Genomic DNA, 26,869 nt, shown 5'->3' on the forward strand with positions numbered 1-26,869 from the left:
TGCTGCCGGCTCTCCGCTCAGGTGCAGGAGAGCACGCGGCGGTCGCACCTCATGCTCCTGCATCCAGGGGCCGCTGCCGGTCCGGGTGGGGGGCGCCCCACCTGCGCCCAGCCTGCCGTGGCATGCCCCGCACACGCTCGAGGCGCCCCGTACGGATACGGGGCGCCTCGAGGTCCGGGTCAGTTCAGGGTGAACTGGACGGTGGTGGTGTTCCCGGCGACGTCGTGGACGACCATGGTGTTGGCACCCTTGACCGCGCCGAAGACACCCGGCTTGATGAAGTTCACGTCTGACCACGCGTTGTCGGTGAGATCCTTCACGCGACCGTTGATGACCGCCCTGTCGATCCTGCCCGCGTCGTACAGCTTGAAGCTCACCTGGTCGTAGACGCCCTTCTCACCGGTGGTGAAGGAGGGCTCGGTCTTGACCGTGGCCGTCGGCGCCGTGCTGTCCAGCGTCACCGCGAAGGTCTTCGTGGGCGCGATGTTGCCCGCGAGATCCTCCGCGTTGTACTTGACGGTGTAGTTCCCGTCGGGCAGCTGCACCGTGGCCGAGTGCGATCCGGTCCTCGCTCCACCGGCGACCGGGGACTGCGTGCTCTTGACGAGCTTGCCGTCCTTGTAGATGTTGGCCACGATGCGCTTCAGTCCGCGGTCGTCCGTCGCGTCGACCTGGACGGCCAGTGCGGAGAAGGGGCCCGCCGTGGTGGGCGACACCAGTGTGACCGCCGGCTTGGTCGTGTCGGCGACGGCGACCGGCGTGAGCGTCCAGAACCGGTCGGCGGTCTGGGCGTCGGTCGCGGTGCTGGTCGTGGCCCCGTCGGTTCCGAGCACGATGGTCCCGTTCCGGTTGTTCCCCGAGGAGTCCTGGAGCGCGGCTCCGGACGCCTCGTCGAACGCGTACTGCGCGACGGTGCCCGCCGCCGCCCGGCCGCCGGCCAGAGCGGCCACGTCGGCCGCGGACAGCGCCCGGTCGTAGACGGCGAAGTCGTCGATCGCGCCGTCGTAGGCCGGGTCCCCGTACTGCGACTTGCCCAGGTAGTTCCGGTTGGTGTTCCCGAGAGCCGACGGCTTCACCGTCATGTTCGGGTTCGTGGCGACGACCGTGCCGTTGAGGTACATCGTGCCCTGCGTGCCCGAGACGGTGACGACCACGTTCGACCACTGGTTGAGCGGGAAGTTCTGACCGCCGTAGGTCAGTCGCTGCTCGCCTCCGGCGCCGGTGTTCGTGATGGCGAACCGCGGTCCGGCACCCCCGGCGTTGAGAGTGAGGAACATGTTGACGTTCTGGCCCGTGCCGAAGTCGAAGACGCGGGAGTAGTTCGTCAGCGACGCCGGCTTGATCCAGGTCGAGACGGACCAGTCGCCGGTGAGTCCGCTGACGATTCCGTTGGGGAGCGACCCGTACGACGCCGTCTTGCAGAAGTCCAGTGCCGTGCCGAACCTGCCCGGCTGGCGGGCTCCGCTGACCTGGCAGTTGGAGGTCGGTGCGCCGTCGGACCACTGGATGACCGCAGCGCCCGCGTCCTTGCTCAGATTGAGGACCCCGAGCGTCTTGCCCGTCGCGTAGTTCGCGAGGCGGACCTTCCCCTTCCCGTCGGGGATGAGCTGCCAGAGCTGCTCGTCTCCGCCGTTCGCGTCGGCGATCACCGCGGCTGCGCCGTTGGACGTCGCGGCGCCGGCGATGGTCAGGGCGCGTCCGCTGGGCGTGTGGACGACGCGGTAGAGGCCCTGGCCCGCTGCCGTGATCCTCCACGCCTGTCCGGTCGCGGTCGCGGTGTCGGCCTGGACGACCGGCGTCCCGTTCGCGGTCGCGCCGCCCTGCGTGGCGAGCTGCAGACCGGAGTTCGCGTTGCCCACGGTGTAGTCGCCCGCCAGGCTGGTCGGGCTCTTCTCCGGGGTGACGATCACCTGGTAGCCGTAGGTCGGGTTCATCACGATGGGCACCGTGATCGATCCGTCGGCGGCGACCTCGTAGGTCGTGTTCGAGATGGTGACCGGGCCGTCGGTCTTCACCGTGCGGCCGTAGGAGGCGGTGAAGTCCACCTGGACGTCGACCTTCGAGCCGAGCGACAGCTCGTCGAGCCCGTTGACCTTGATGGACGTGGCTCCGGTGTTGCCACCGGCGATGACGCGCACTTCGTCGCCCTCGTCGCTGACGGAGGCGGCGCCGTCGAGCGGGCTCTCGTTCGACGGCGGCGTGGTGGTCACCATCTGGCCGCTCATCTGGGCGTACCAGGTGTAGAGCCAGTACGCGCCGTTGGGGTCGCCGTTCCGTCCGGTGAGGAGGTCGCCCAGGGCGCCCGACTGGTTCCAGAACGGGAGCTCGGCGCGGGTGATCCCGTAGCGCTCGAGCTTCGCGATGTACCCGACCAGCGGGCCGGACAGGCCGACCTCGGCGGGTGCCGCGTACTCGGTGATGTCGATGGGCGGCTCGGGGAGGTCGAGGTCGTCGAGGATCGCCCGGACCTTCTCGACGTCGCCCTTGATCTTCGAGGAGCGGATCAGCTCGTGCCACTCGAGGACGTCCGGGAGGGTGTCGGTCGCCTTCGCGTGCTCGTAGAACGCGCGCATGTTCGTGATGTTGTCGGAGTAGGCAGGGCCCTGGATCGGCATCTCGGGGTCGAGGGTGCGGATCAGACGGTAGGTCTCGGTCCAGAGATCGAAGAAGGAGCCGTTCGACGCCTGCCAGGTGATGTCGGGCTCGTTCCAGATGGCATAGGCGACGATGTTCGTCTTGCCGGATGCCTGCGTGTCCTCGACCATCTTCTCGACGGCCGGGAGCCAGGAGGCCTTGTCGTATCGATAGGGCCAGCCGGGCAGGTAGTCCACCAGGCGGACGACGACGCCCGCACCGGCCGACTTCGCGGTGTCGGCGACCGACAGGGCGTCACCGGTCGGCTGCTGGGTGCCCCCCTCGGGCTTCTGCACGAAGGTGTGCGGCTTGATGGGGAGGATCTTGTCGAGGGACGGGACGCCGGCGCTCGCCAGTCCGTACAGGGACCCGCTGGCCATGTGAGTGACGGGACGGAAGGGCTGGTCGGCCTCCACGACGAGCGTGGCTGCGGCTCCGGGTGCCGCTTCCGCGGGAGCGCCCACGGCGAGGACGCTCCCCGCTGCGACGACCGCCGCTGAGACGACTGCTGCGAGGACACGACGCCCGCGGATCCGACGGCGCTGTCGCCGGTCGGCATCCGTGGGAGGCGTCTCGCGTAGAGCGATGGATCTGTTCATCTGCTGTATCTCCATTGATCGAGCGATTGGTCGAACCTGTCCGCACAGTGCTGCATAGATCATCGAACCGGTTCGATGTGGATTAAAGCATTAACTGGCCGAGGCCTCAATACCTCTGAGCTCTTCGAGCCTTTCGCGCCTGATGCGACATGATGCGTTCGTATCTTTCCGACACCTCTGCACCAGAAGTTGCGAAAGCTTATGAGGACCGTCGAGTGACGCAGGAAAGAGCTGTCGACGGCGTCTCGTCCTGGGCGCGTCTCACGGGGAGGACCGTGCGGGAGCGGATCCTGGCTGGGCCGCATCGTCCAAGGTCTCGGCCCGGACCGTTCACCGGGGCGGGGTCGAGGGAGAAGCCCCTCCGCCGCGACGAGCGGCAGAGCCGCGACCCTCAAGCGGTTCGGACCTCTACCGTTGCACCCGTGCCCCTCCTTCTCGCCGACCTGCTGTCGTGAGAGCACTCGTCGCCTGGCTCGAGCACCGCCAGATCCCGCTCTACCTCGCCGCGATCGCCGCCGGCGCCGCTCTCGGACTGCTGCTGCCCGCCGCGCACCACCTCGAGGTCGCGATCGAACCGGTGCTCGCGCTGCTGCTGTTCGCCACGTTCCTCGGGGTCCCGTTCGCCGCGATCGGACGGTCTCTGCGCGACGGCCGCTTCCTCGCCGCGGTCGGGGTGCTGAACTTCGTCGTCGTGCCGCTCGTCGCCTACGGGCTGTCCCGATTCGTCGCCGACACTCCGGTGCTGCTGTTCGGGGTCCTCCTGGTGCTCCTGACGCCGTGCATCGACTACGTGATCGTGTTCGCCGGGCTCGCCGGAGGGGCGTCCGACCGGCTGCTCGCCGCCGCACCGCTGCTGATGCTCGCGCAGATCCTCCTCCTCCCCGTGTATCTGCTGCTCTTCATCGGTCCTGCGGGGGTGGCGGTGGTCGACGCCGGTCCGTTCGCGCGGGCGTTCCTGCTGCTGATCGTGGTGCCGTTGTCTGCGGCTGGGCTGGTGCAGGCCCTGGCGCGCCGACACGTGTCCGGCCGGATCGTCGAGTCCACGATGCTCGGGCTCATGGTGCCGCTCATGACGGCCACGCTCTTCACCGTCGTCGCCTCCCAGGCCGGCGCCGTGGGCGCCTCGGCCGGCCGGCTTCTCGTCCTCGTCCCGCTCTACGCGGGATTCCTCGTGGTCATGACCGCTCTGGGGCTGGGTGCTGGACGCGTCTTCCGGCTCGACGTGCCCGCGACGCGCGCCCTCGTGTTCAGCGGCGCGACCCGCAACTCGCTCGTCGTGCTGCCCCTCGCACTCGCGCTCCCGGCACCGCTGTCGCTCGCGCCCGTCGTCGTCGTCACGCAGACTCTCGTGGAACTCGTCGGCATGGTCGTCCTCGTCCGACTGCTCCCTCGGCTCGCCCGAGACCGAGCAGCGCGGGCCGGCCCGGTCTGAGGCGGACTCACCAGCGCCCGAGACGACTCGGGCCTGCAGAAGGGTCGCCCGGGGAGTCGCCCGGGAGGTGCTCGCCGGTCAGTCCTTCTCCGGTCTGCCCGCAGTCCCCGCGTCAGCGGGCTCATCGGCCGGGGCGACAGGAGCTGCGGACTCGACCGCGGTGGGCTGGACCTCGGCTGATCTCGCATTCCTGGCGGCGAGGCGCTTCTTCTGGGACTTGCCGGTGCTGAACGGGCTCACCCACAGCCAGGAGAAGCGCCGCAGCGACTGGAAGATGAACAGCGACGCCCAGAGGGAGAACACCGTCAGGGCGACCGGGAAGACCGTCGCCGGAAGGGGTGGGACATTCGTCTCGCCGAGCAGGGGGACGAATGCGACGACGACCGCGATCACGAAGAGGTGCAGGAGATAGATCTGGAAGCTCTGCTGCCCCATGGTGACGAAGATCTTCAGTGCGCGGACCTTGACGAGGTACTGGGAGCCGGCGATGCCCGCGATGATCGCGACCGAACTGGCGATCAGGATGACGCCCGGAATGCGGTTGGCGTCGAAGGCGACGATCACCGCGATGATGCCGAGGTAGGCCACCGCGAGCGCGAGCGCCTGCCAGAGCTTCACGCGAGCGGCGAAGCGGTAGAACGTGCGGGGGATGAACATCGCCACGAGGAAGAAGATGAAGTTCTGGAGCACCCGGTCCCAGCCGATGTTGTCGGTGTCGAGCAGGCCGGTGGTCGTCGCCGCGACGGCCAGCAGCCCGGCCACCGAGAGCTGGATCCATCGGGGCACCTTGCGGATCAGCCAGGCGAGGATGCTGAAGATCGCGAGAGCCCAGATGAACCAGTAGCTGCTCGACGGCAGGATGGGGAGCACCAGCACGTTGAGCGGGTCCGTCGGCGAGGTCGCCTCCGACCGTGAGAACGGGACGATGAGGTAGAAGACGACCCGGATGAACGACCACAGCAGGTAGAGGTACACCAGCGCGAGCACTCGGCGGCGCCACAGTTCGGCGAACGTCCACGTCAGCATCCGGGCGGCCGTGAGGCCCGCGATGAAGAAGAACACGGGCATGGGGAAGTAGAGGAGCACGGTCCGGAGCTTCGGGACGTACCCCGCGAGGTCGAAGAATCCGAGGAACAACGACGAGTGGTAGAGCACGACGAGGCTGATCGCGACGCCCTTGGCGAAGTCGATCCACTCCCGCGACTCGGGGCGCTTCACCACGGCGCCGGTCGCACTCGACCCGGTCATCCGCCGCTCCTCGCGTGGGCGCACACGGCGCGATCACTGTTCACCGATTGCTGCGGATCCATTGCGCCCCCAAGATGTCGAATTCGAACCGGATGCGAATGAGCCCCCGGTTCATTCCCCGTACGGGTCCTGAGAGTACGGGAAAGTTTCCGATCACGGACGAGTCGATGGAGTATCGAGGCGGCAAGGGAAGTCCGGACGCCTCGCAGCCGCCTGTCCGCGGACATCGCCCGTCCGATCCCGGAGTCGCTCGGTCGATCGGGACGGACGGCGTCGGATCGCAGACGAATGGACCGTCGAGGGACGTGCGGACGGCGCTTTCGTCCAGCCATTGGGGCCGCGGACCCGAAGGACGAGACGAATCCGGCGTGCGGCCAGGACACCTCGACCTCTCCGGCATACTCCATGACGTGAACGACGCCACCACCGCCCCCAGTCTCGACGGCCGCGAGTTCGTGATGACCTCCTCGACCAACAGTGCGGTCGATCCCGAGTCGCCGTCGCGGTTCCACTACTCCGAGCGCGACGGAGTGGTCTGGGGCGACTACGTCGGCGACACCGTGACCTTCGGCCGGTTCGTGGGCACGCGCACCGGCGACGCCCTGCAGGTCTCGTTCGTGCACCAGCTGATCGACGGCGGGACCGTGGTCAGTGGCACCGGCGGCAGCCGCGTCGAGCTCGACGGCGAGGGCCTGCTGCGGCTCGTCGAGGAGTTCGAGATCGACGGCGACGACCACGTCAGCATCTGCGTCGAGGTCTGACGCTCAGCGCGCCGCGTCGCGGCCGTTCCCCGCGGTGGTGAACCGCGTCATGCCGAGCCGGTTCGTCGATCCGGAGCGGTCGGGGATGTCGGAGGGCAGCAGGTAGGCCTTGCGCACCACCTCGTCGAGCACGACGACCGAGACCACCGACTTCACCTCGGGCCGGGCCGCGACCACGCCGGTGACGAAGTCGTGCACGCCGCCGATGTCGAGCGAGCGGACCAGGAGCATCGCGTCGTGCTCGCCGGTCGTGATGCAGCAGTACTCGACGTCGGGCATCTGGAGGATGCCCTCGCGGAACCGGTGCCACGACTGCGGGTGCACCGTCACGAACACCAGGGCGCAGACGTCGAGCCCCACCTTGCCGGGATCGACCAGGGCCGAGAATCCGGTGATGACGCCGGATGCGGTGAGCTGCTCGACCCGGTTGTAGACGCTCGCCCGCGAGACGTTCACCCGCTCGGCCAGGGCGGACATCGAGATGCGCCCGTTCTCGCGCAGGACGGCGAGGATGCGCAGATTGAGGTCGTCGAGCCCGCCCGCGCTTTGTCCAGCGACCGCACCGGCGGCCGGATCGGTGATCGACATAATCTGCTCCTTCGTCGCTGCGGGCGGCAGTTCGTCCACGATAGCGGCCCTCTGGAAACGGAGTGCGTCGCGATGTGCCATCGTTTCGCAACACGTCCAGCCGAACCCTCGCCAGGAGGCCTCCATGGTTGTCCGCTCCACCCGCACCCCGCGCTCCGCCCCGACGCGAGTGGTGATCGCCGCTGCGGCGGTCTCCCTCGCCCTTCTGGTGGCGGGCTGCTCCTCGGGCCGCGTCGACACCGCCGACGGCAGCAGCGCGACGCTCACCATCAACAAGGCGTTCGACCTCAAGACCGCCGACCCGGGCCGCATGTACGAGCCGACCGGCCAGATGGTCGACAAGGCGCTCTACGAGACCCTCCTCACCTTCGAGGGCGGCGACGTCTCGCAGGTCGTCGACGGCCTCGCGAGCCTCGAGCAGTCCGACGACGCGAAGACCTTCACCCTCACCCTGAACGGCGAGCACACCTTCTCGGACGGCACCGCGATGACCGCCGACGACGTGGTGTTCTCGCTGCAGCGCGTGATCGGCCTCAAGGGCAACCCCTCGTTCCTCCTCGACGGCGTCACCGTCACGAAGAAGGACGACACGACGGTGGTGCTGACCACCGAGAACCCCACGCCCGCCCTGCCGGCGATCCTGGCGAACCCGGCGCTCGGCATCCTGAACTCGAAGGTCGTGAAGGAGAACGGCGGCACCACCGACGAGACCGACACCGCCGAGACGTTCCTCAACACCACCTCCGCCGGCTCCGGCCCGTACGTGCTCGACACGCTCGACCTCGCCTCGCAGGTCGTGCTGACCGCGAACGAGAACTACGACGGCGACGCCCCGGGCTACGGCCGCGTGGTCATCCAGAACGTCGAGGGTGCGACCCAGAAGATCAACGTCGAGGGCGGCAGCGCCGATGTGGCGCTGGACCTCTCGGGCACTCAGGCGGAGGCGCTCGGCGACTCGGTCGCGGTGACCAGCGACCCGTCGGCGAACGTGATCTTCCTGCTGCTCAACCAGAACCCGAGCGTCTCGGCGATCACGTCGAACCCCGACTTCGTGAAGGCCGTGAAGGAGGCCGTCGACTACGACGACCTCGTCTCGATCGCCGGCAACGGCACCGCCCAGGCGTCCGGCGTCATCCCGAGCATGCTGCTCGGCGCCCTGCCCGAGAGCGGCGCGCTCACCCAGGACCTCGACGCCGCGAAGGCGGACCTCGCGAAGAGCGGCTACGCCGGCGAGTCCGTGACGCTCAACTTCCCGAGCGACATCAGCCTGAACGGCATCGACTTCCCGACCATCGCGCAGCGCATCCAGTCGCAGCTGAAGGACGCCGGCATCACCGTCGAGCTCGCCCCGGCCCCCGTCGCTACCGAGCTCGACGCCTACCGCAACGGCACCGAGACCATGGGCCTCTGGTACTGGGGCCCGGACTACCCGGACCCGAGCGACTACCTCGTCTTCACCCCGGGCGACGTCGTGGGCCTCCGCTCCGGCTGGACCGACGGTGCGGCCCCCGCGATCTCGGCGCTGGCCGACGCCGCGGCCACCGGCGGCAGCGACGACGAGCGCCAGTCGCGCTTCGAGGAGCTGCAGACCGCGCTGAACGCCGACGGCCCCTTCATCCCGCTGCTCCAGCCCGGCAACAACATCGCCGCGGCGAAGGACGTCTCGGGTGTCGTCTACAACGCGGTGTGGACCATCGACATCGCGGCCCTCACCGCGCAGTAGCCCGTGTCCACCACCACGACGGCCGTCCGGACCCCGCGTCAGCGCGGGGGCCGGGCGGCCCACCCGTTCCTCCGCTACGCGCTCCGCCGCGTGCTCACCTCGCTGCTGCTGGTGGTGGGCGTGACCCTCGTCACCTTCATCCTGACCAACCTCGTGCCGGGCGACCCCGTGGCGGCCGCCCTCGGCCAGCGCGCTGCGGAGGATCCGGAGATCGTCGCGCAGTTCCGCGCCCAGTACGGTCTCGACCAGCCGCTCGTCGTGCAGTACTTCACCTACCTCGGCAACCTGCTGCACGGCGACCTCGGCGTCTCCACCACCACGCACAACCCGGTGGTCGCCGACCTGGCGAAGGCGCTGCCGGCCACCCTCGAGATCGCCTTCGGCGCCATCGTGCTCAGCGTGATCGTCGGCGTGCTGTTCGGCACCGTCGCCGCCTACCGGCGCGGCAGGGCCTCCGACCACGTTCTGCGCGTCGTGTCGCTGGCCGGCCTCAGCGTGCCGACCTTCTGGCTCGCGCTGGTCCTCTACTACGTCCTCTACTTCCAGCTGCGGATCGCGCCGGGATCCGGTCGGCTGAGCAGCGACTTCACCACGCCGCCGACGGTGACGGGCCTCTACACGGTCGACGCCCTGCTCGCCGGCCAGCTCGACACCTTCCTCGACGCGGCGTCGCACCTCTTCCTCCCCGTGCTCGTCCTGACGCTCTACACGGTGGGCCTGCTGACCCGGTTCGTGCGCACCGCGGTGCTCGAGATCCTCGACCAGGACTACGTGCGGGCCGCCCGCGCGAAGGGGCTGCCGAACCGCGCGGTCACCTTCTCCTACGTGCTGCGCGGGGCGAGCATCCCGATCCTCACCGTCGTGGGCCTCGCCTTCGGCAGCCTGCTCAGCGGCACCGTGCTCGTCGAGGCGGTCTTCGGCTGGCCCGGGATCGGCTCCTACGCCTACCAGGCCGCGTCGCACCTCGACCTGCGCGGCATCATGGGCGTCGGCCTGCTCATCGGCGTGATGTACCTGCTCGTGAACCTGATCGTCGACCTGCTGTACGGCGTGCTCGACCCGAGAGTGAGGCTGGCCTCGTGACGGATCCGCGAACCACCCGGTCCGACCCGCGCGACGGCGCTCCGGCCGGTCCGCGCGACGGCGTCGGTGCCGGAGTCCTCGACCCGGTCGCCGCCCCCGGCCTCCGCCTGCGCCGCCCCCGCCTGCGCCTGGGCCGCTGGTCGGCGCCGCTCGGACTCCTCGGCGCCGCCGTCGGCGTGCTCTGGATCCTCATCGCCGTGCTCGCCCCCGTCATCGCTCCGCACGATCCGCTCGCGCAGGACCTGCCCCTCCTCCAGGCGCCCGGCGAGGGCACGCTGATGGGGACCGACGCGCTCGGCCGGGACGTGTTCTCGCGCGTGATCTGGGGTGCCCGGGTCACCATCCCGCTCGCCCTGCTGCTCGTCGTGATGTCGGTGCTGATCGGCGCGATCGTCGGATCCGTCGCCGGATTCCTCGGCCGTGCGGTCGACGAGGTCGCGATGCGCATCACCGACCTCGTGATGGCGTTCCCCACGGTCATCCTGGCGATGGTGATCGCGGCCGCGCTCGGAGCCTCGCTCCTGAACGCGGTGCTCGCGGCGCTGATCGTGTCGTGGCCGTCCTACGCCCGGCTGACCCGCGGTCTCGTGCTCGGCCTCCGCTCGTCGAACTACGTCGTGTCTGGCCAGCTGCTCGGCTTCTCGCCGCTGCGCTCCCTCGTCCGCGACATCGCGCCCAACATCGTCGGCCCGGTGCTCGTCCTGGCGAGCCTCGACATCGGCACGGCCATCCTCCTGCTGTCGGGCCTGTCGTTCCTCGGGCTCGGCGCGAAGCCGCCGACCGCCGAGTGGGGCTCGATGGTGTCGGACGCCATCCAGAACTTCGACGCGTGGTGGATCGGGGTCTTCCCGGGCCTGGCCATCCTCACCGTCGTCATCGCGTTCAACTTCGTCGGCGACGCCCTGCGCGACGCCCTGGACCCGCGGTCGCAGACGATCCGCGGAGGAGGCGCCACGCTGTGAGCGACGCACTGACCATCAGCGGGCTGCGCATCCGCACCCGCAGCCACGCCGTCGTCGACGGCATCGATCTGGCGCTGCGCCGCGGCGGCATCCACGGTCTCGCCGGCGAGTCGGGCTCGGGCAAGACCATGACCGCCCTGGCGGTGCTCGGACTGCTGCCCGGAGCGATGACGGCCAGCGGGAGCATCCGCCTCGCCGACGACACCGGCGACGGCACGACGGAGCTCGTCGGCGCGTCCCGGCAGGTGCTCGGCGCGGTGCGCGGACGCCGGGTCGCCATGGTCTTCCAGGACCCGTCGACGAGCCTGCACCCGCAGCTCACCGTGGGCCGCCAGCTCACCGACCACCTGCGCCACCACCTCGGTCTCGGCAAGGAGGCCGCGCGGTCCAGGGCCGAGGCCCTGCTCGAGCGGGTGCGGGTCCCGGACGCCCGGGCCTCCCTCGGGCGCTATCCCCACCAGTTCTCCGGGGGTCAGCGGCAGCGCATCGCGATCGCGGTGGCTCTCGCGTGCGAGCCCTCGGTGCTGCTCGCAGACGAGCCGACGACCGCGCTCGACGTGACCGTGCAGGCCGGAGTGCTGCAGCTGCTGCGGGAGCTGGTCGACGACGGCGGGCTGAGCATCCTGCTCGTCACCCACGATCTCGGCGTGATGAGCGCCGTGGCCGACGAGGTGACGGTGATGCGCCAGGGGCTCGTCGTCGAGTCGGCTCCGCGGGAGCGGCTGTTCACCGCGCCCGAGGACGAGTACACCCGGGCGCTGCTCGCGGCTCTGCCCGGCTCGAGCTTCGAGGAGAGCCCGGAGGAGCTGGTCGCCGAGCTCGTCGAGGGGCACGAGAGGGCCGCCGCCGCGGACGATCCGGGCGCGGCCACGGCAGGCGACGTCGAGAGGGGTGCGCGATGAGCGCGGGAGTGGTTCTCGAGGCCGACGGCATCGTGGTCGAGTACGGGCGGAGACCGCCGCTGCGTGCCGTCGACGGGGTCGGCTTCCGGGTGGCGGCGGGCGAGGTCGTCGCGCTGGTCGGCGAGAGCGGCTGCGGGAAGTCGAGCCTCGCACGCGCGGTGGTCGGCATCGAGAAGGGCCGCGGCGGGGACGTGCGCCTGAACGGCGTCGACGTGCCCGCGCTCGGACTCCGCCGGCGCACTCCGGTGATGACCGGCATGCAGATGGTCTTCCAGGACCCGAACTCCTCGCTGAACCCCCGTCGCCGCATCGGCGAGCAGATCGGCGACGGCGTCCGGGCGGCTCTCGCCCGGGGCGCCGAGGGCTCGGATCCGGCCGACTGGCTGCGCCGCGTCGGGCTCGACCCGGCGATGGCGAGCCGGTTCCCGCACGAGTTCTCCGGCGGCCAGAAGCAGCGCATCGCCATCGCGCGGGCCCTCGCCGCGCGGCCGCGGATGCTCGTGGCCGACGAGCCGATCTCGGCCCTCGACGCCTCGACCCAGACGAGCGTCGCCGCGCTGATGCGCTCGCTCAGCGTCGAGGCCGGCGCGGGCATGCTGTTCATCTCGCACGATCTCTCAGTGGTGCGGCGCATCGCCGACCGGGTGCTCGTGATGTACCGCGGCCGGGTCGTGGAGTCGGGGGACACCGAGACGGTGTGGCAGAGCCCGCTGCACCCGTACACGCGGGCGCTGCTCGCGGCGATCCCGCTGCCGGACGGGCTGGGGCGGCTGCCGCTGGCTCCACTCGACGCCGACCGGGCGGCCTGGCTCGAGGAGCTGCCCGACGCGCTGGAGCGGACGGGCGCGTGAGCGCGGTGGAGGAGGCCCGGGCAGGGGAGTCCGCACTCTGGAGCATGCCGAGGGCCGTGAACCGCAGCCCGCTCCCCGGGGACGGCGCGTTCATGACCGCCGGCTGGGCCGATCCGGAGCCGGTGATCGACCCCGACGACCCGGTGCTCGCCTACACCGCGGAGCGCCGGTCGCGACTGGCGCAGGCGCTGCCCGCCGAGCTGCTGATCATCCCCGCCGGCCTGCCGCGGGTGCGCTCGAACGACAGCGACCACCGCTTCCGCCCGGGCACCGACCACGTGTGGCTGACGGGCAACGGAGTCGCCGAGAGCGTGCTCGTCGTCGACACGACGGGAGGGGAGGCCGGCTCGATCCTGTACCTGCGGGCTCCCTCGGGCCGCGACGGCGACGAGTTCTGGCAGAACGACGCCCTCGGCGACCTCTGGGTCGGGCCGCGGCCGTCGCTCGCCGAGACGCAGGCGGCGCTGGGCGTCGAGACCCGGCCGCTGGCCGACTTCACGCGCGACGTGGAGCGGGCCGCGCGGCGGGCCCGGCGCATCCGCGTGCTGCCCACCCTCGACGAGAGCGTCGACGAGCTGGTGCGGAGCATCTGCGGGCCGGAGCTCGGACCGCACCTCGTGCTCAAGGCGACGCTCGACGAGCTGCGCCTGATCAAGAACGACTGGGAGATCGGACGGCTGCAGCTCGCCGTCGACGGCACGGCGCGGGGCTTCGACGACTGCCTCGAGGCGTGGCCGGTCGCCCGCGGGATGCCGCGCGGCGAGCGCTACCTCGAGGGCACCTTCGCCCGCCGCGCCCTGGTCGAGGGGCAGGGGCCGGCCTACGGATCGGTCGTCGCCTCGGGAGCGCACGCCACGACCCTGCACTACACGCGGAACACCGGGCCCCTCGCCGACGGCGACCTCGTCCTGATGGACATGGGCGTCGAGCTGCCCTCGCTCTACGCCGCCGACATCACCCGCACCTTCCCGGTCAGCGGAGAGTTCACTCCGCTGCAGCGGGACGTGTACTCGATCGTGCTGCGCGCGCAGCAGGCCGGCATCGACTCCCTGCGCGCGGGAGTGCGCTTCCAGGACTACCAGGACGCGTGCGGGCGAGCCCTCACCGAGGGGCTGATCGACCTCGGCCTGATCCGCTGCTCGGTCGACGAGGCCATGGCCCCGTCCGCGTCGTACCACCGCCGGTGGAGCATCTCCCGCGCCGGGCACATGCTCGGGATGGACGTGCACGACTGCAACCACGCTCCGCACGAGACGTATCTCGGCGGAGTGCTCGCGGCCGGCCACACCCTCACCGTGGAGCCGGGCCTCTACTTCCAGCCGGGCGACCTGACGGTCCCCGCCGAGCTGCGGGGCCTGGGCATCCGGATCGAGGACGACCTCGTGGTCACGGAGACGTCGTCGATCCTGCTCTCGGCGGCGATGCCGCGCACGCCCGACGCGGTGGAGGAGTGGATGGGGAGGCTGGCGGGCTGAGAGGTCGGGCGCGCGACGCGATCGGCCGACGCGGACTACGGGAGCTGTGGGGGCGCGATCAGTTCGAGGAATCCACCGAGGGCACCTTCGAGGTAGATGATGCGTGTGCCGGCTCGGGCGCCACCGGTCATCCGGTGAGGCGTCCCGACCGGTCTCCAGCCGTGTCCAGCGCAGAGCTCGAGGACACGATCGAGGTTCGAGACCGTGAGCGCGATGTGCACCGTGCCGATCTGTGCGGGCGAGCCGACGGACTCGAGCTGTCGGGGCGGGTCGTACTGCAGCAGCTCCACCCGGTGGGGGCCGAGGGTCACCGTCGCTGCCCGGATCACGGCTCCACGGACGCCGGTGGTCGCCGCCGTGACGTCCACGTCGAGCGTGAAGGTGCGCTCGAGCACGAACCCGAGACCGGAGCACCACAGCACCAGCGCATCGTCGAGGTCGGCCACGGTGAGACCGGAGTGAGCGACGTCGGAGACGAGCGGTGATGCCATGACATCAGTATCGAGCTCCGACACTCCTGCCTGAGAGAAGAGGGTCCCGGCACCTGATCCCCCTACGGACGCAGGCCGCGCAACGAGCAGAGATACTCTTTCCGGATGTCGTTCCCATCCATGCTCCACGAAACCGTCGATGCTGCCGAGGATCGATTGCTGGACGCGATGCGCGCAAGTGACGTCGATGCGCTTGGTCGACTGCTCGCACCCGAGCTGATCTTCACGACACCCGAAGGCTCGATCATCAGCCGGGACGAAGATCTCGGAGCACATTCGTCGGGCACAACGAAGTTCGAGTCGATCGATGAAATCAGTCGCAGCACGCTGGCCTCTGCCGGCGGCGCCCAGACCACGTCCGTCGTAGACGTCGTTGTGATCGACCACGGCACACGGATCGAGGCTCGGCTTCACTACGTCCGCGCATGGCGACGAATCGCCGGGCGCTGGATGGTCGTCTCCGGAAGCGCAACACTCGCACCCGCACCGAACGCCTGATCGTTCCGCTGAAGGATCCCCATACGGAGCAATGCGCTTCAGAAGGGAACGACCGGTGTGTCCGTTGCAACCTCCTGTCGTCGCCGGGCGAGAATCAGCCCGACATTCAGGACAAACAGCGTCAGGAAGATGAACGCGCCCGTCGCGGCGTCGAGGTCCGTCGTGAGCTCGAGGATCATGAACGCGATGGCGGCGGCGAGAGAGGCGCACGCGGTGATGGTGAACACTCGAATCAGCCCCGTGTGGTTCCACCGCTCCTCGTCAGTGCTCATGAGTGACCTTCTCGCACCTGCTCGTCGGTGCGAGTCACGAGGCCCTTCGAGCTTCATGGCAACAGAACGCCGTCTCGATTGAGGATCGTCGGTCGGGGTTGAGCGTCCAGTGGCCAGTACCGCAGGCCGTAGGACAGGCTGAACGAAACCGAAGGGGTGAGCGATGGCGGCAGGGTTCACAAGTGGACGCTCGGCGTCCGAGGTGCGACTCACTCAATGGAACTGGTTCAGTCGCGCAGGAGCGCCGACGGAGCGTGTTCTCATCGGAGTCACTGTCGTTGCGATCATCGGCGGCAACGTCATCTTCGACGCACTGGACCCGGACGCCGTTCACCTTGCTGCTCGCCTGGCGGTACTCGTCGGTGCGCTCGTCGTGTTGAACGTTCTGCCGCTCGTCGTGCACGCGATTCGCCAACCTGCACCGTACGCCGACCTGTCAGCCGAGACGGTTCGCGTGCGCTCGCGGGTCACGCCCTTCGCGTCGTTCACCACGGCACGGAGGATCGAGACCGGTCGGTCGAAACAGGTCGTCCTCGAGGTGTCGGCGCCAGGCCAGAAGGTGCTCCTCGAACTGCGCGACAGGCTGGGCCGAGTCACCACCGACCACACCCAGGACGCGATCGTGACGTTCCTCCAGGGAAGCAGTGTCTCGATGCCGTCCTCTTCCGACGATCCCACGGGCCGGTTCGCTCACGTGAACTTCCCGCAGCACCTCACCCGCGAGCAAGCCATCGAACTCGCTTCCGACACGCTGACTGTCCCCGACTCCGGCGTCGGCCGCGATGACGTCGGGACGCCATCGCGCGGCGAGTCGCCGTCCCAGTAGGGGATGGTCTACCGGGTGCGGACGTTCAGCGTGTCAGGCGTTCCTCTCGAAAAGGCTGCCGGAGTGCGCCGACGAGCCGGCCCACGCTTCGCGTGCGTTCACTCGGCCAGCGAAGAACGTGGTCCAGGTCTGCTTCAAAGCGGGCTCGGGGAACGTCGTGACTGCTCGGGTAGGCGGCTCCTGCTCCGATGTCGATTCCGAAGAGCCCGATGTGGAACGCGTGGACGAGTAGGAAGCCGGGAACTAGATGCACGCCGACGGCGGCCACAGCGAGCATCGCAACCGGAGTGCGCGGATCGCGTTCCTTCCGAATCGATGACCGGTGATTCACGCGGAGAACACCATGAGAGCTCGTGCGCGTTCCACGACGAGTCGGGGCGCTCGTGATGCTCCTGGGGCGACGCGGGTGCTGGCAGCGATGCCTGGCGATGCCCGTTCGCGGCGCAGCGGCGTCACTGTTCCGTGCTGGAGGGCGGCACTCGAGCGGCTGCGAGCTGACGGGTGCCGGGATCACCGACACCCAGGATGAGGACGCTCTCGATGCTGCCGATCGTGTCGGGATCGATGATCTGCAATTCCGGATCAGCATCCGCTGTCAGCGAGCCGACCTCGCTTCCGACGTCCGCAGGGAACCTCAACTCGCCGTCGTTGTCCTCGAGTGGAGCGCTCGTGAGAAGGACTCGCGGTTCCACTGCTCCGGTCAGGTTCAGCCCGCTGAAGGACAGCCACACTGTCCCGTCCTCTCGCTCCTCGATCAGGAGATCGCCGCTCGCATCGTTGGACACGCTCTCGAGCGACGTGCGGATGGGCAGCTGCTCCAGAAGCGACTGGGCGGCGGGAGCGTCCGTTGCATCAAAGTCATCCGTGGGGCTGTTCGTAGGAAGGCTGGGAGCGGCGGACGTCGCCGAGGGGCTGGCGACGGCGGTTCCATCGAGGGGTGCCGTGCACCCGGCCAGGGCCAGAACGAGCCCGGTCGCAGCGGCCATGACGGATAGCCGGCCGATCGCGTTCGTGTCTGTCATGGTGTGCGCTGCTCCGTCCGTCGGACTGTCGCTCAGCCTACGCAGGGCGCGATTCTCATCGCCCTGTCGAAGTGTCTCCGCGGGGTCAGTGGTGTGAACGCCTGTCGATCACATCGTCGTGCGAGCAGCGCCGGACATCAGTCGCGCTCCACCCCTGTCCCTCTTGGCATCGTGAGCCAGAGGATGAAGGTGAGGAGGAGGCCGAGGATGCCGCTGACGACCAGCGCAGCGACGGCGAAGGCGGAACCGCCGAACGATCCCTGAGCATCGTTGCTCGTCTCCACCGGCACGAACCAGTAGACGACGGCTCCGACGATGAACAGCAGGCTGACGACGAGAGCGCCGATGCAGGTGTCCCGCCGCACCTTCTCTTGGGACCCGTCGCCTGAGAGGTTGACGAGCCACAGGATTCCGATGACGGCCGGAGCGCCAGCGAGGAACGCTAGAAACACGGGTGCTCCTGGTCGATGACGGGCCGCGGCAGCATCCGCAGCTGGGGCAGGAAGAGCGCCGCGGCCGATACGGCGACCATCACGCTCCTCCGTCGAGGGCGACCGTCTGGCTCGCGGTCATCGGGCGGCAACGGTGAGATTCAGGTCCTCACCGACGCGGAGGATCTCGTCCGAGGGGAACCGGAACGGGTTGAGGTAGAACAGGTCGTCGGCCGTCATGCCGAATCGTCGGAACCGGAGGACGCGGCGGGGATGACGAGCTCGTCGGATGTCAGGGCCAGCCGGCCGTCCGCCGCGCTCAACTGGACGGCGCCGGTGGTCCCGTCGCTCCCGGTGAACGTCGCCACGCCTAGATCGCCGGTCAGCGGGGAGGTGAAGCCGTCGTCCGTGTTCGTCGCCGGTGGCGGAGTCGGTGGTGCAGGCTGCGCCGTGCATCCCGTCACGACCGCCAGGCATGCCGCGACCGCGACCGTGTTGCGCACTTTCGAGAACGTCCCCACCGGCTCAGGTTAAGTGACGTCACCGCTTTCCTCGTGGTCGCGTCTCGGCCTGAAATGCTCAGCACCGTTCCGAAGGGGGAGCGTCTGTCGCGGGCCATCAGGAAGCCCCACGGCTCCTAGGCTGACCCGATGAGTTCCCCGGCATCGACCCGCCCACTCGTGGGCGCTGCGCGCATCGCGGTCGGTGCAGCCGCGGTCGCGGTGATCCTCCACACCTACGCGCTGAGCATCGTGGCCGGCGACCCGAATCCGTTCGACTACTTCGGCTACTTCACGAACCAGACCAGCCTCCTCGCGAGCGCGGTGCTCATCGTCGCCGGATCGGTCGCGCTCGCCCGCCGTCCGACGCCGGTGTGGCTGAGCTACGTCCGCGGCGCGGCGACGGCCTACTCGATCGTCGTCGCCGTGATCTACAACACCCTCGTTCCCGGTACCGGGACGGCTCCGCCCTGGGTCAGCGCCGTCCTGCACGTGGTGCTCCCCGCGCTCGTCCTCCTCGACTGGATAGTCGTCGCCGACCGCGGACCGCTCTCCTGGCGCCGGCTGTGGGTGGTCCTGCCCTACCCGATCGTCTGGGTCGTCGTCGTGCTCGTCCGCGGAGCGACCGACGGGTGGGTGCCGTACGGCTTCCTGCTCCCCGAGAACGGAGTGCCGTCGCTGGGCCTGCACGTCGCCGGGCTGACCTGCGGGGTGCTCCTCGCGGGCGCGCTCGTCTGGGCACTGAGCCGACGCCGCAGATCGGCCGGTTGATGTCCTGTTCTCCGTCGCCGTGAATCATGAGGCGTGCTGATTCCCGACGTCGGGCGCGTCACCTCTCATGCGCCGCGGCTCGGCCGCAGCGGGCTCTGATCACGCGCGACACGAGATCGATGACCAGCAACCCCGACATCAGTTCAGTCTCGCGAACCCGAGCGCCTTGTGCGCGTCCCGTATGGGGATGGTCCAGCGGGCGTCCGGCAGGGCGTCTCCATGCCGGACGACGAGCGGCCCGCTCGCAGGGGGGGCTTAGCGACGCGCGGATAGTGTGCACTGCGTGGTTGACGTCGCTCGGAAGGGACCCCTGAGTCCGGTGATCGCCGCGATCGCCGTCCTCGGGATGATCGTCGCGCCCGTCGTGCTGACCTACCTCTCCATCAGCGAGAGAGGAATCGGCATGGGATTGATGCCCACCGACGAGGAGGCCGCAGCAGGGAAAGCCTTCCTCCTCGCGGCTGGCATCGTCGCCCTCACCAGCGCTATCAGCGTCTGGGTCCTCACCGTCATTCGCGCGACAAGCGGGGCCCATGCTCACCACGGGTGGGAAATCGTCTGGTGCATCCTGGCGTTGCCGACCGCACTCGTCGGCTTCGCCCTCGCGGCCATCGCCTCCCACATGCCTTAAGGCCGTCCCTCGACTCCCGAGCGATGATCACGGCGGCGCGATGCCAGGCCGACCGTCGCGCGCGGATGATGATCTGGCGGGCGTCCGGTAGGGGATAGGTCACAGAGGCACTGTCGAACCGACAAAGTTCGTTAACGACGCCTGAGACGAAACCGTGCTCTGAGGGCATTCACTACTGAGGGGGTGATGTCGGATGGTCGGTGCTGCTGAGGCGACGCTGGTGGATCGTCTTCGCGGTGGTGACCCTTCGGCGCTGGATGCTCTCTTCCGGATGCACGGCCGCGCGGTCTACCGGGCCGCGGGAAGCTTCCTCGCGGACGCCGGCCAGGCGGAGGACGTCGTGCAGGAGAGCTTCTTCCTGCTCTGGCAGCGCCGCTCGAGCGTGCGCATTGTGGGGGAGTCGGTGCTGCCGTGGCTGCTGGTGACGGCACGCAACATCAGCTCCTCGACCAATCGCCGCGAGCAGCGCCGGCGCTACCAGCCCCTGTCCGTCGACATCGCTTCTCGCGGCGTCGACGCGGAGACGGGTGACCGGCTGTTGGACGTGCGGCGGCTGGTCGAGCAGATGAGCGCGACGGACCGGGCGATCTGGACGACGTGCATCGAGGACGACCTCAGCTACAGCGACGCCGCGCGCTCCCTCGGCCTGTCCCACGGGACGGTCCGCAACCGTCTCGCGCGGGTGCGGGCATCGCTGACGGGAATCCTGACGGAACGGACAGAGGACCATGGACAGTCGTGACCTGAGCGATGAGCAGCTCGAGCGCATCAGCGCCCGACTCGCGCACCGCATCCGCCACCGCCGACGCCTCGGCCAGGCCGCAGCAGTGGCACTCGCCGGCGTCGCCGGCGCGGTCCTCAGCGCGGCAGTCCTCACGGCGGTGACGACGGAGCGCGGCACTCCGGTCGCGGCGCCCGTGACCTGCTGGGAAGAGGACGAGCAGGGCGTCGCCCTGTCGGGCGAGATCCAGACGCCCGCGAAGCAGTCCACCGCGTCGCTCGCAGCGGCGTGTGCTGCGCTCGCGGGCACCAACGGAGACGAAACGGACGCCGCCTTGTTCTCCCTCGCAGGAACCCAGGTGTGCCAGGAGGGCGGCCGGATCGACATCTTCACGGGACTGACCACCACAGTCGACTGCACCAACCCGCCCACGACCCAGACCGGAGTCGACCAGTGACCTTCAGACGCACGAGAACCCTCGCCCTCAGCATCCTCTGCCTCTCCGCGGCGCTCCTCGTCAGTGGATGCGCGACGAGCGCCAGCAGCCCCGGGTCTCCATCGACGTCGCAGGTGCCGGGTGAACTGCTCAGCGCCGAAGACGCGACCAAGCCCGTCTACGAGACCACCGCTGTCATCGGCGATCAAGGATCAGGCGAATGGCTGCTCGATCACCCCGTCAGCCTGCGCATCACCGGCATCGACGGCCGGTCGGAGCTCAGCATCGACGGTCCCTGCAACACGCTCACCTACGACCTCCAGTCCGCCGGCCTGCAGACCTCCGTATGGGTCGTCACCGGAGGCCCCGCGACGACGTACGTCGGCTGCCTCGACGCGGCCGGCGAACGAGAGCAGTGGCTGATGGACGTGCTGGGCGCAGAGGACGTCAGCCTCACCCAGACCACCACGACGATGCGCATCCGCTCAGGCCCCGTCACCATCGACGCCACCGCGAGCACGACCCCCATCTCCACCGAGACGCCTGCCGAACCAACGGAAACCCCTACATCCACCGTCCCGACGGAGGGCCCACCGGGCACCCCCATCGCCACCGCCGCCTCTGAGGGCCCGATGGTCGACGTACAGACGCTGACGAACCCGGCGCTCGACCTCGCCAACGGTCTCGGAATCCGTCTCTCGACGCTCAGCGCGGAGGAGAAGAAGCAGTACCCGATCTACGCGGTCAGAGCCACGTACAAGGAGCTCGCCGCGTACGACCCCGCTCTCGCGGACCACTACTGGGTCGCACCGGACGAGCCAGTGTGGGCGCTGACCGTGCACGCGCCGGCGGAGAAAACGGACGTGCCCTACGGCTTCGACCTCCATCGGGTGGACGTCTTCACCGCCGTCTACGACGGAATCAGCGGCGAGCTCCTGACGTCACAGGGCGATGTCGACCTCGCGTCTAAAGGTGTGCCCGGCGAGCTGATCACCGCCGAGTAGATCCGTTGTCACTATCCCGAAAGGGGATCGTTCACCGGTCGCGTATCCGGCTACGGGCAGCGGTAGGTCTTCGCGAAGTCGGTTGCCGTGAACTGCCTTCCCTCGGTCATCGAGTTGAGCGACGGGCAGATGTCGTGGTTGTGTGCCGCTACGAAGGGGGTGGCTGATTGTGGGACGCAGCCGTAGTCCTGGTCGGGCTGGTCGAGGATGCGCAGCTGACCTGTCTCCCCGGCGGCGAGGTGAAGATCGGACCAGGAGCAGGACCAGGTGAGTGAGGCTCCGGTGTCGTTGGTGATGCTGACGTAGTGGGAAGGGCCATGCACTCCGAACACCAGATCACCCACCCACAGAACCGCGGCCGTCAGGACGGCTAGAGCGCCCAGCGCGATCGACGGTCTCACCGACCGTCGTTGGCGGGGTGGTGTCTGCCGGTCCGGCGGGAGTCCGCTCGGATCCCAGCTGTCCAGACGTTCAACCACGGCGCCTCCACCCCTCAGCGTGACGAGGATCGGCCTCGACTGCCGCCGCGCTCGTTCCCTTGAGTTCTCCCACGGGAAAACAGTAGGCATGACACGGCTCTCACCACGAGGAGCAACCGACTCGCGACCGAGAGCGTTCCGTTAAGGATCGGTCCCGCTTTCAGGTTGGATGCGCTCACAGCGGGTATCCGAAGTAACGTTCTTGCCAGCTCGGATTGCTCATCACGATCGGCCCGTCGTACTGGCCCCAGAGGGATTCCTCGGCAGCGACCGCGAAGTCTAAGGCTTCGAGAGCTGCGGTTATCGGTTGCAGGTCCTCCGGTTCGACCAGCGCGTCGAACTCCTCTCGCGAGTACGCTCCCGGCCTCTCGAGGGCGATGAAGCAGAGGTCTCCGTGCTGGCTGATGGCGACGACGAGGTCTGCCGTCGTGCGTGTGGCTGCACCGTTCACTGTCACCTGAGTAAACGTTGCGGAGTCCTGCCAACTCCACGGATCGTCTACCGACACCGCGCCGGGAAAGCTCTTCTCGAGGAGCGCTGCAAGCGCGTCCACCTTTGCGGCCAGTCGTGGTCCGTCGAAATCGATCGGCCGCTCGGGAGCCGCAGGGTCATCCATCTCGCGTAACCGGCGTTCAAGCGCCGCGCCCCCTAACCACATGCTCGAAGTGTCCTCCATGCCGACCAGGTTCGGCTCGTCTGATGAGCTGAGACGACGGAGGAAAGTTGACCGCCCTTCAGCTCGAACGGACGCACGGTCGGCTGCTCGTGGTCATCGAGGCTCGCCCGGAGCAGTTGACTGTTCCGTTAGGGGATCGTTCAGTGGATGGCGGCGGCCGGCTGAGGGCGCCGATCGGGGGTCTCCGTCGCCCGTAGCGGACCGAGCCCGAGTGCGCGTCTGAGGCCGAACGCGCCCGACGCAGGCCCGGACAACTCTCGCCGTCGCCGGTCGTAGGTTCGGCTAGGTTCAACTCGTGCCTTCGAGTCGACCAAGTGACCGTTCCGCTTCGGCAACAATAGGAGCAAGTTTTCTTGCGCACGCGTGGATAGCCCTGCTTGTAGCGGTTTCTTACACGGTATCTGCTCTTATGATTGCTGGACCGATGCGTGAAGCGGCCTCGGGAGTGCAATACACGCTGGCAGATGCAGTTTTTGAATACGCGTGGCCGTTTGCTTTGGTTGCTGTAGTTCTTCTCGCGCTGTCGCCCTTGACCGCGAAGATATCGAGGTCTATTGGTGGCAGCACTAATGGGGGTTCTCGTCAACCACTGAGCATCACGAGAAAAGCTTGGCTTATTTCGCTAGTTGCATTTGGGGTCTGTTTAATTCCCGCAACCCTTGCCAGCGCTTTTGGGTTTCTGATAATACCATTCTTGCTAATCATTGGCACCCCGTCGTCTTTTTGCATAGTGGTGCTCTTCTTGCAAAGGGCGAATGCGCGCAGTGCGCGACAAATCAGACCTTGAAACAGGTGGTCGCGTGTTCGCCTTGTACTCACCGGAGGGGCTGGCGCCTTGCTTCGTGCGTTGCTGCGTGGCGATCCCGCCCGAGGGTCAGAGGGTGGGGAACCAGCTTGAGTTGTCCACGATCCACAGCGACACGGAGTTCCAGAGCCCGGTGATGACGAGGACGCCGATCGCGATGAGGAGCGCGGCGACGGCCTTGTTGGCGTAGGCGCCGATGCGGCGCAGCCAGCGGCGTGAGCGTGCTGCGCGGGCGAGGACGAGTCCGAGCAGGAACAGCGGGGTGAGCATGCCGAGGAAGTAGACGAACCCCAGCATCACGCCGAGTCCCACGGTGTCGATGTTGGAGGCGAGGCCGTAGGCGATGGCGAGGGACGGTCCGAGGCAGGGGTACCAGACGGCGGCGCAGCTGACTCCGAGCAGCAGTGCCTTCGCGGCCGAGCCGCCCGGAGTTGACGTTCTCGTGATCCAGGGGATCCGGAGGACGCCGAGGGAGTAGAGGCCGGCGGCGATGAGCAGTCCGCCGGCGATGAACGTGTACGGCGGCCGGGCGAGGTTCACATTCGCGCCGAACGCGAGAAGCAGCGCCACGGATCCGATCAGCACGAGAGCGGCCCCGACCGCGAACGCGAGGATCGACCACACCTGCCGAGACGGTCGAGCTCGCCCGTCCCCTGTCGAGGTGAGCGCGCCGACGATGCCGGGGAGGATCGGTGCGGCACAGGGGGAGAGGAGAGCGAGCGCGCCCGCGAGGAACGCGGTGCCGAGCGCGGGGAACATGCCCTCACCCTAGTTTCCGGAAAGGGCGTGTCCTGGTCCCGCGCTTCCTAGGCTGACCCTGTGACCTGGACAAGTCGACCGCGCAGCATCGCAAGGGTGACCGCTCGAACCCTCGCCATCACGGCCATCGCTGCCGCGGGCGCGGCCTCGCTCAGTGGGTGCTTCACCACCGCCGAGCGGCCGCCGCTCACTTTCGCGGACCTCGACCGGGCGGCGACCGACGCCGATACGTTCCCGACGCTGCCCCCGCGGGCCTCCTGGTCCGAGATGGACGAGACCAGCTCCCGGCTCGTCGGCCGAGTCGGCGACCTGTCGCTGTTCCTGGCGCGCACGAGCGATCCGGAGACGACATGCCTGACGAGCGTCGCTGACGAGGACACATGGGGCCAGAGCTGCGGGGCCGGCGGGTTCGACAGCGCGATCGGCCGCGACACGGTCCACGTCGTCCCGGACGGCGGGGGAGTCGAAGAGACGTGGACGCCGCTCAGCGAGAACGTCTACGTCGACAGCCCTGGTGTGCGGTGACGACGATCGAGGAGCTTCGACTGGCGCTCGTTCCCGTGTTCGAGGCGATGCTGCACGAGGACGAACGCTCGTCACTTCGGCTGCACTTCGTGCGGCTCGCAGAGTGGCCGGACGGTTCTCCTCTGAGTCCTGCAGATCGCCTCGAGGACGGCAGCGTCGTCGCGCAGTGGGTAGTCCTCGGGGAGACGGGCTCATCGCGAGAGCTTCAGAGCGGCGTCTCCGTGTTCGTCCTCGCTCTGGCCGTGCAGAGCGATCTTCAAGACTTCATCGCGGAGAGCGTCTTCGGGTGGGGACAGCTCAGGGGTACTTAAACGCTCCTGCCACCTTCTGGCACCGGGCGCCTCCGCCGGTAGAGGCGAGCGGCAGGCCACATCGATGAACTATCGAGACCTGGCCGCCTCCTCGATGAACCACTGTCGTCGTACGGTCTGGTCATGGGTGCATTGGTTCGGCGTCGCGTTCGGTGGTGGTGGCTCGCGATCGCGTTGGTTGCTCTCGTCGCTGTGGTCCTTCTCGCCGGTGACCGTTCGGGTACCTGCGTGGAGTACGTGAACTCGCCAGGCGTGTGCACCAGCGTCAACGAGGATCCCCGTACCTGGGTACTCGTCGGGATCGGCAGCCTGATCGTCCTCGGCGCACTGTATGGAGCGTTTCGGCGCCGGTAGTCGAGCCCTGCAACCGATCATGGCCGCCCGCGAAAGGATCGTGAGCGGGCGATCGGCTCGGTGGCTGAAAGCCTTGAACTCGCGTGCAGCCCACGGTTCTGGACTGCCGCGACGATCAGCCGGACATCGAGCGGCGTCCATACACTGAGGACTTGTGACTGCTGATCGAATCCAGCTCGTGCGCGACGACAAGCTCGCTATCGTCCCCGCCTCCGCCGTCGCGGTGCAGCCGTCAGCGGGCTGCTGATGGCCGGCGGGGCGAGCAGTGCGCTCGCCTGCAACGCTCTCGGCGCGGTGATCCATGACGTCCGATCAGCGATCTGACCACGACGCGTCTCTCGAGCGCGAGCCCGACACGGCTCAGGCTCGCACCGATGCGAACTTCCGCCCGGCCGACCACTTCGACTCCGACGGCTCGATCACGCAGCCGACCCTCGGCTTCACCGGCTGGGTCCGCTGGATGTGGCGCCAGCTCACCAGCATGCGCACCGCGCTGTTCCTGCTGCTGCTGCTGGCGATCGCGGCGGTGCCGGGCTCGCTCGTGCCGCAGCGCTCCTCCGACCCCAACGGCGTCACCCAGTACTTCATCGACAACCCGGACCTCGCGCCGCTGCTCGACAAGGTCCAGGCCTTCGACACCTACACCTCGGCGTGGTTCTCGAGCATCTACCTGCTGCTGTTCGTCTCGCTGATCGGCTGCATCATCCCGCGGACGAAGCACCACTTCCAGGCGATGCGCTCGCGCCCGCCGAAGACGCCGGCCCGTCTGCAACGCCTTGCCGGCTACACCGTCCGAGAAGTTGAGGGCGCCACTGCGGAGGAGGCGATCGAGGGCGCCCACGCGATGCTGCGCCGCGCCGGCTACCGCATCGAGCGGTACAACGACCCTCGCGGCCGCTGGTCGAGCGTCTCCGCTGAGCGCGGCTACCTCCGCGAGACCGGCAACCTTGTCTTCCACTCCGCCCTGGTCGGCATCCTCGTCTCCGTGGGTATCGGCGGCGGATTCGGCTACAGCGGGCAGCGCGTGCTGGTCGAGGGCGGTCAGGGGTTCGCGAACAACCTCGCGGCCTACGACTCGTTCAACCCGGGGCGCTTCTTC

The 26,869-nt window shown here is 68.6% G+C and carries 29 protein-coding genes; 18 read left to right on the forward strand and 11 right to left on the reverse strand.

The features are described from left to right. Positions 1-179 precede the first annotated feature (179 nt). Positions 180-3,014: a LamG-like jellyroll fold domain-containing protein gene (locus C5D66_RS12900; protein WP_219814347.1), complete on the reverse strand. Its 2,835-nt coding sequence runs from the start codon at positions 3,012-3,014 to the stop codon at positions 180-182. Positions 3,015-3,684: 670 nt separating this feature from the next. Between C5D66_RS12900 and C5D66_RS12905 the strand changes: the two genes are divergently transcribed. Beyond that, a complete protein-coding gene (locus C5D66_RS12905) occupies positions 3,685-4,665 on the forward strand; it encodes an arsenic resistance protein (RefSeq protein WP_104326933.1) in 981 nt (326 codons plus the stop codon). 78 nt (positions 4,666-4,743) lie between these two features. On the opposite strand, the gene C5D66_RS12910 is transcribed toward C5D66_RS12905, so the two are convergent. Continuing rightward, entirely contained in the window at positions 4,744-5,913 is a 1,170-nt protein-coding gene (locus C5D66_RS12910; protein ID WP_104260246.1) for an acyltransferase, read from the reverse strand. A gap of 410 nt (positions 5,914-6,323) precedes the next feature. On the opposite strand from C5D66_RS12910, the gene C5D66_RS12915 reads away from it, so the two are divergent. Further along, positions 6,324-6,674: a hypothetical protein gene (locus C5D66_RS12915; RefSeq protein WP_258060307.1), complete on the forward strand. Its 351-nt coding sequence runs from the start codon at positions 6,324-6,326 to the stop codon at positions 6,672-6,674. A gap of 3 nt (positions 6,675-6,677) precedes the next feature. On the opposite strand, the gene C5D66_RS12920 is transcribed toward C5D66_RS12915, so the two are convergent. After that, the gene (locus tag C5D66_RS12920; protein ID WP_104223259.1) at positions 6,678-7,262 is read right to left on the reverse strand and encodes an Lrp/AsnC family transcriptional regulator; all 585 of its coding nucleotides are present in this window, start codon (positions 7,260-7,262) and stop codon (positions 6,678-6,680) included. A 124-nt stretch (positions 7,263-7,386) separates the two neighbouring features. On the opposite strand from C5D66_RS12920, the gene C5D66_RS12925 reads away from it, so the two are divergent. The 6 genes from C5D66_RS12925 to C5D66_RS12950 are packed head-to-tail and all read left to right on the forward strand — an operon-like array spanning position 7,387 to position 14,258. After that, the gene (locus C5D66_RS12925) at positions 7,387-8,985 is read left to right on the forward strand and encodes an ABC transporter substrate-binding protein (RefSeq protein WP_104223258.1); all 1,599 of its coding nucleotides are present in this window, start codon (positions 7,387-7,389) and stop codon (positions 8,983-8,985) included. Positions 8,986-8,988: 3 nt separating this feature from the next. Beyond that, entirely contained in the window at positions 8,989-10,068 is a 1,080-nt protein-coding gene (locus C5D66_RS12930) for an ABC transporter permease (RefSeq protein ID WP_104226525.1), read from the forward strand. Beyond that, positions 10,065-11,030 carry an ABC transporter permease gene (locus C5D66_RS12935; RefSeq protein WP_258063303.1) on the forward strand — a complete coding sequence of 322 codons (966 nt, stop codon included), beginning with the start codon at positions 10,065-10,067 and terminating at the stop codon, positions 11,028-11,030. The genes C5D66_RS12930 and C5D66_RS12935 overlap by 4 nt, the downstream gene beginning before the upstream one ends. Further along, positions 11,027-11,932: an ABC transporter ATP-binding protein gene (locus C5D66_RS12940; RefSeq protein ID WP_104326934.1), complete on the forward strand. Its 906-nt coding sequence runs from the start codon at positions 11,027-11,029 to the stop codon at positions 11,930-11,932. Before C5D66_RS12935 ends, C5D66_RS12940 begins: the two co-directional genes overlap by 4 nt. Next, positions 11,929-12,783, forward strand: coding sequence for an ATP-binding cassette domain-containing protein (locus tag C5D66_RS12945; protein WP_104326935.1), 855 nt, complete (start codon positions 11,929-11,931; stop codon positions 12,781-12,783). Before C5D66_RS12940 ends, C5D66_RS12945 begins: the two co-directional genes overlap by 4 nt. A 56-nt stretch (positions 12,784-12,839) precedes the next feature. After that, on the forward strand, positions 12,840-14,258 hold the full coding sequence (locus tag C5D66_RS12950; RefSeq protein WP_219815200.1) for an aminopeptidase P family protein: 1,419 nt from the start codon (positions 12,840-12,842) through the stop codon (positions 14,256-14,258). 35 nt (positions 14,259-14,293) lie between these two features. On the opposite strand, the gene C5D66_RS12955 is transcribed toward C5D66_RS12950, so the two are convergent. Continuing rightward, on the reverse strand, positions 14,294-14,749 hold the full coding sequence (locus C5D66_RS12955) for a VOC family protein (protein WP_104255898.1): 456 nt from the start codon (positions 14,747-14,749) through the stop codon (positions 14,294-14,296). Positions 14,750-14,854: 105 nt separating this feature from the next. On the opposite strand from C5D66_RS12955, the gene C5D66_RS12960 reads away from it, so the two are divergent. Continuing rightward, entirely contained in the window at positions 14,855-15,247 is a 393-nt protein-coding gene (locus C5D66_RS12960) for a nuclear transport factor 2 family protein (protein ID WP_104233967.1), read from the forward strand. Positions 15,248-15,285: 38 nt separating this feature from the next. On the opposite strand, the gene C5D66_RS12965 is transcribed toward C5D66_RS12960, so the two are convergent. Next, complete coding sequence (locus tag C5D66_RS12965; RefSeq protein WP_104233966.1) at positions 15,286-15,519, reverse strand: hypothetical protein; 234 nt, start codon at positions 15,517-15,519, stop codon at positions 15,286-15,288. 163 nt (positions 15,520-15,682) lie between these two features. Here C5D66_RS12965 and C5D66_RS12970 point away from each other — a divergent pair, with 163 nt between their 5' ends. Then, entirely contained in the window at positions 15,683-16,345 is a 663-nt protein-coding gene (locus C5D66_RS12970; RefSeq protein WP_104255897.1) for a hypothetical protein, read from the forward strand. A 452-nt stretch (positions 16,346-16,797) separates the two neighbouring features. Here the strand turns inward: C5D66_RS12970 and C5D66_RS12975 are convergent, their stop codons facing one another. The 3 genes from C5D66_RS12975 to C5D66_RS12985 all read right to left on the reverse strand — a co-directional run bounded on the left by C5D66_RS12975 (position 16,798) and on the right by C5D66_RS12985 (position 18,319). Further along, entirely contained in the window at positions 16,798-17,367 is a 570-nt protein-coding gene (locus tag C5D66_RS12975) for a hypothetical protein (RefSeq protein WP_104255896.1), read from the reverse strand. Between the two features lie 137 nt (positions 17,368-17,504). Further along, complete coding sequence (locus C5D66_RS12980) at positions 17,505-17,819, reverse strand: hypothetical protein (protein WP_104255895.1); 315 nt, start codon at positions 17,817-17,819, stop codon at positions 17,505-17,507. A gap of 215 nt (positions 17,820-18,034) precedes the next feature. Further along, positions 18,035-18,319, reverse strand: a complete 285-nt coding sequence (locus C5D66_RS12985; RefSeq protein ID WP_104255894.1) for a hypothetical protein — start codon at positions 18,317-18,319, stop codon at positions 18,035-18,037. Between the two features lie 129 nt (positions 18,320-18,448). Here C5D66_RS12985 and C5D66_RS12990 point away from each other — a divergent pair, with 129 nt between their 5' ends. From C5D66_RS12990 to C5D66_RS13010, 5 genes are all read left to right on the forward strand, one after another. Then, positions 18,449-19,069 carry a Pr6Pr family membrane protein gene (locus tag C5D66_RS12990; RefSeq protein ID WP_104255893.1) on the forward strand — a complete coding sequence of 207 codons (621 nt, stop codon included), beginning with the start codon at positions 18,449-18,451 and terminating at the stop codon, positions 19,067-19,069. Between the two features lie 283 nt (positions 19,070-19,352). Then, positions 19,353-19,700 carry a hypothetical protein gene (locus C5D66_RS12995; protein ID WP_146083172.1) on the forward strand — a complete coding sequence of 116 codons (348 nt, stop codon included), beginning with the start codon at positions 19,353-19,355 and terminating at the stop codon, positions 19,698-19,700. 193 nt (positions 19,701-19,893) lie between these two features. Continuing rightward, complete coding sequence (locus C5D66_RS13000) at positions 19,894-20,442, forward strand: RNA polymerase sigma factor (protein WP_104255891.1); 549 nt, start codon at positions 19,894-19,896, stop codon at positions 20,440-20,442. After that, positions 20,429-20,878, forward strand: a complete 450-nt coding sequence (locus C5D66_RS13005; RefSeq protein WP_104255890.1) for a hypothetical protein — start codon at positions 20,429-20,431, stop codon at positions 20,876-20,878. The genes C5D66_RS13000 and C5D66_RS13005 overlap by 14 nt, the downstream gene beginning before the upstream one ends. Beyond that, the gene (locus C5D66_RS13010) at positions 20,875-21,861 is read left to right on the forward strand and encodes a hypothetical protein (protein ID WP_104255889.1); all 987 of its coding nucleotides are present in this window, start codon (positions 20,875-20,877) and stop codon (positions 21,859-21,861) included. The genes C5D66_RS13005 and C5D66_RS13010 overlap by 4 nt, the downstream gene beginning before the upstream one ends. A 50-nt stretch (positions 21,862-21,911) precedes the next feature. Here the strand turns inward: C5D66_RS13010 and C5D66_RS13015 are convergent, their stop codons facing one another. From C5D66_RS13015 to C5D66_RS13025, 3 genes are all read right to left on the reverse strand, one after another. After that, positions 21,912-22,184, reverse strand: a complete 273-nt coding sequence (locus C5D66_RS13015; protein WP_146083171.1) for a hypothetical protein — start codon at positions 22,182-22,184, stop codon at positions 21,912-21,914. Positions 22,185-22,515: 331 nt separating this feature from the next. Further along, a complete protein-coding gene (locus C5D66_RS13020) occupies positions 22,516-23,016 on the reverse strand; it encodes a hypothetical protein (RefSeq protein ID WP_104255887.1) in 501 nt (166 codons plus the stop codon). Positions 23,017-23,890: 874 nt separating this feature from the next. Continuing rightward, positions 23,891-24,580 (reverse strand): cytochrome c biogenesis CcdA family protein, encoded by a 690-nt coding sequence (locus tag C5D66_RS13025; RefSeq protein ID WP_104255886.1) that lies wholly within the window; start codon positions 24,578-24,580, stop codon positions 23,891-23,893. Positions 24,581-24,676: 96 nt separating this feature from the next. Here C5D66_RS13025 and C5D66_RS13030 point away from each other — a divergent pair, with 96 nt between their 5' ends. The 3 genes from C5D66_RS13030 to C5D66_RS13040 all read left to right on the forward strand — a co-directional run. After that, entirely contained in the window at positions 24,677-25,105 is a 429-nt protein-coding gene (locus C5D66_RS13030; protein ID WP_104255885.1) for a hypothetical protein, read from the forward strand. After that, positions 25,102-25,416 carry a hypothetical protein gene (locus C5D66_RS13035; RefSeq protein ID WP_104255884.1) on the forward strand — a complete coding sequence of 105 codons (315 nt, stop codon included), beginning with the start codon at positions 25,102-25,104 and terminating at the stop codon, positions 25,414-25,416. Before C5D66_RS13030 ends, C5D66_RS13035 begins: the two co-directional genes overlap by 4 nt. Before the next feature lie 655 nt (positions 25,417-26,071). Next, positions 26,072-26,869, forward strand: a 798-nt coding sequence (locus C5D66_RS13040; RefSeq protein ID WP_146086960.1) for a cytochrome c biogenesis protein ResB, incomplete at its 3' end; no start/stop codon positions are given.

The sequence above is a fragment of the Rathayibacter sp. AY1B4 genome (assembly GCF_002932815.1).
Lineage (GTDB): Bacteria > Actinomycetota > Actinomycetes > Actinomycetales > Microbacteriaceae > Rathayibacter.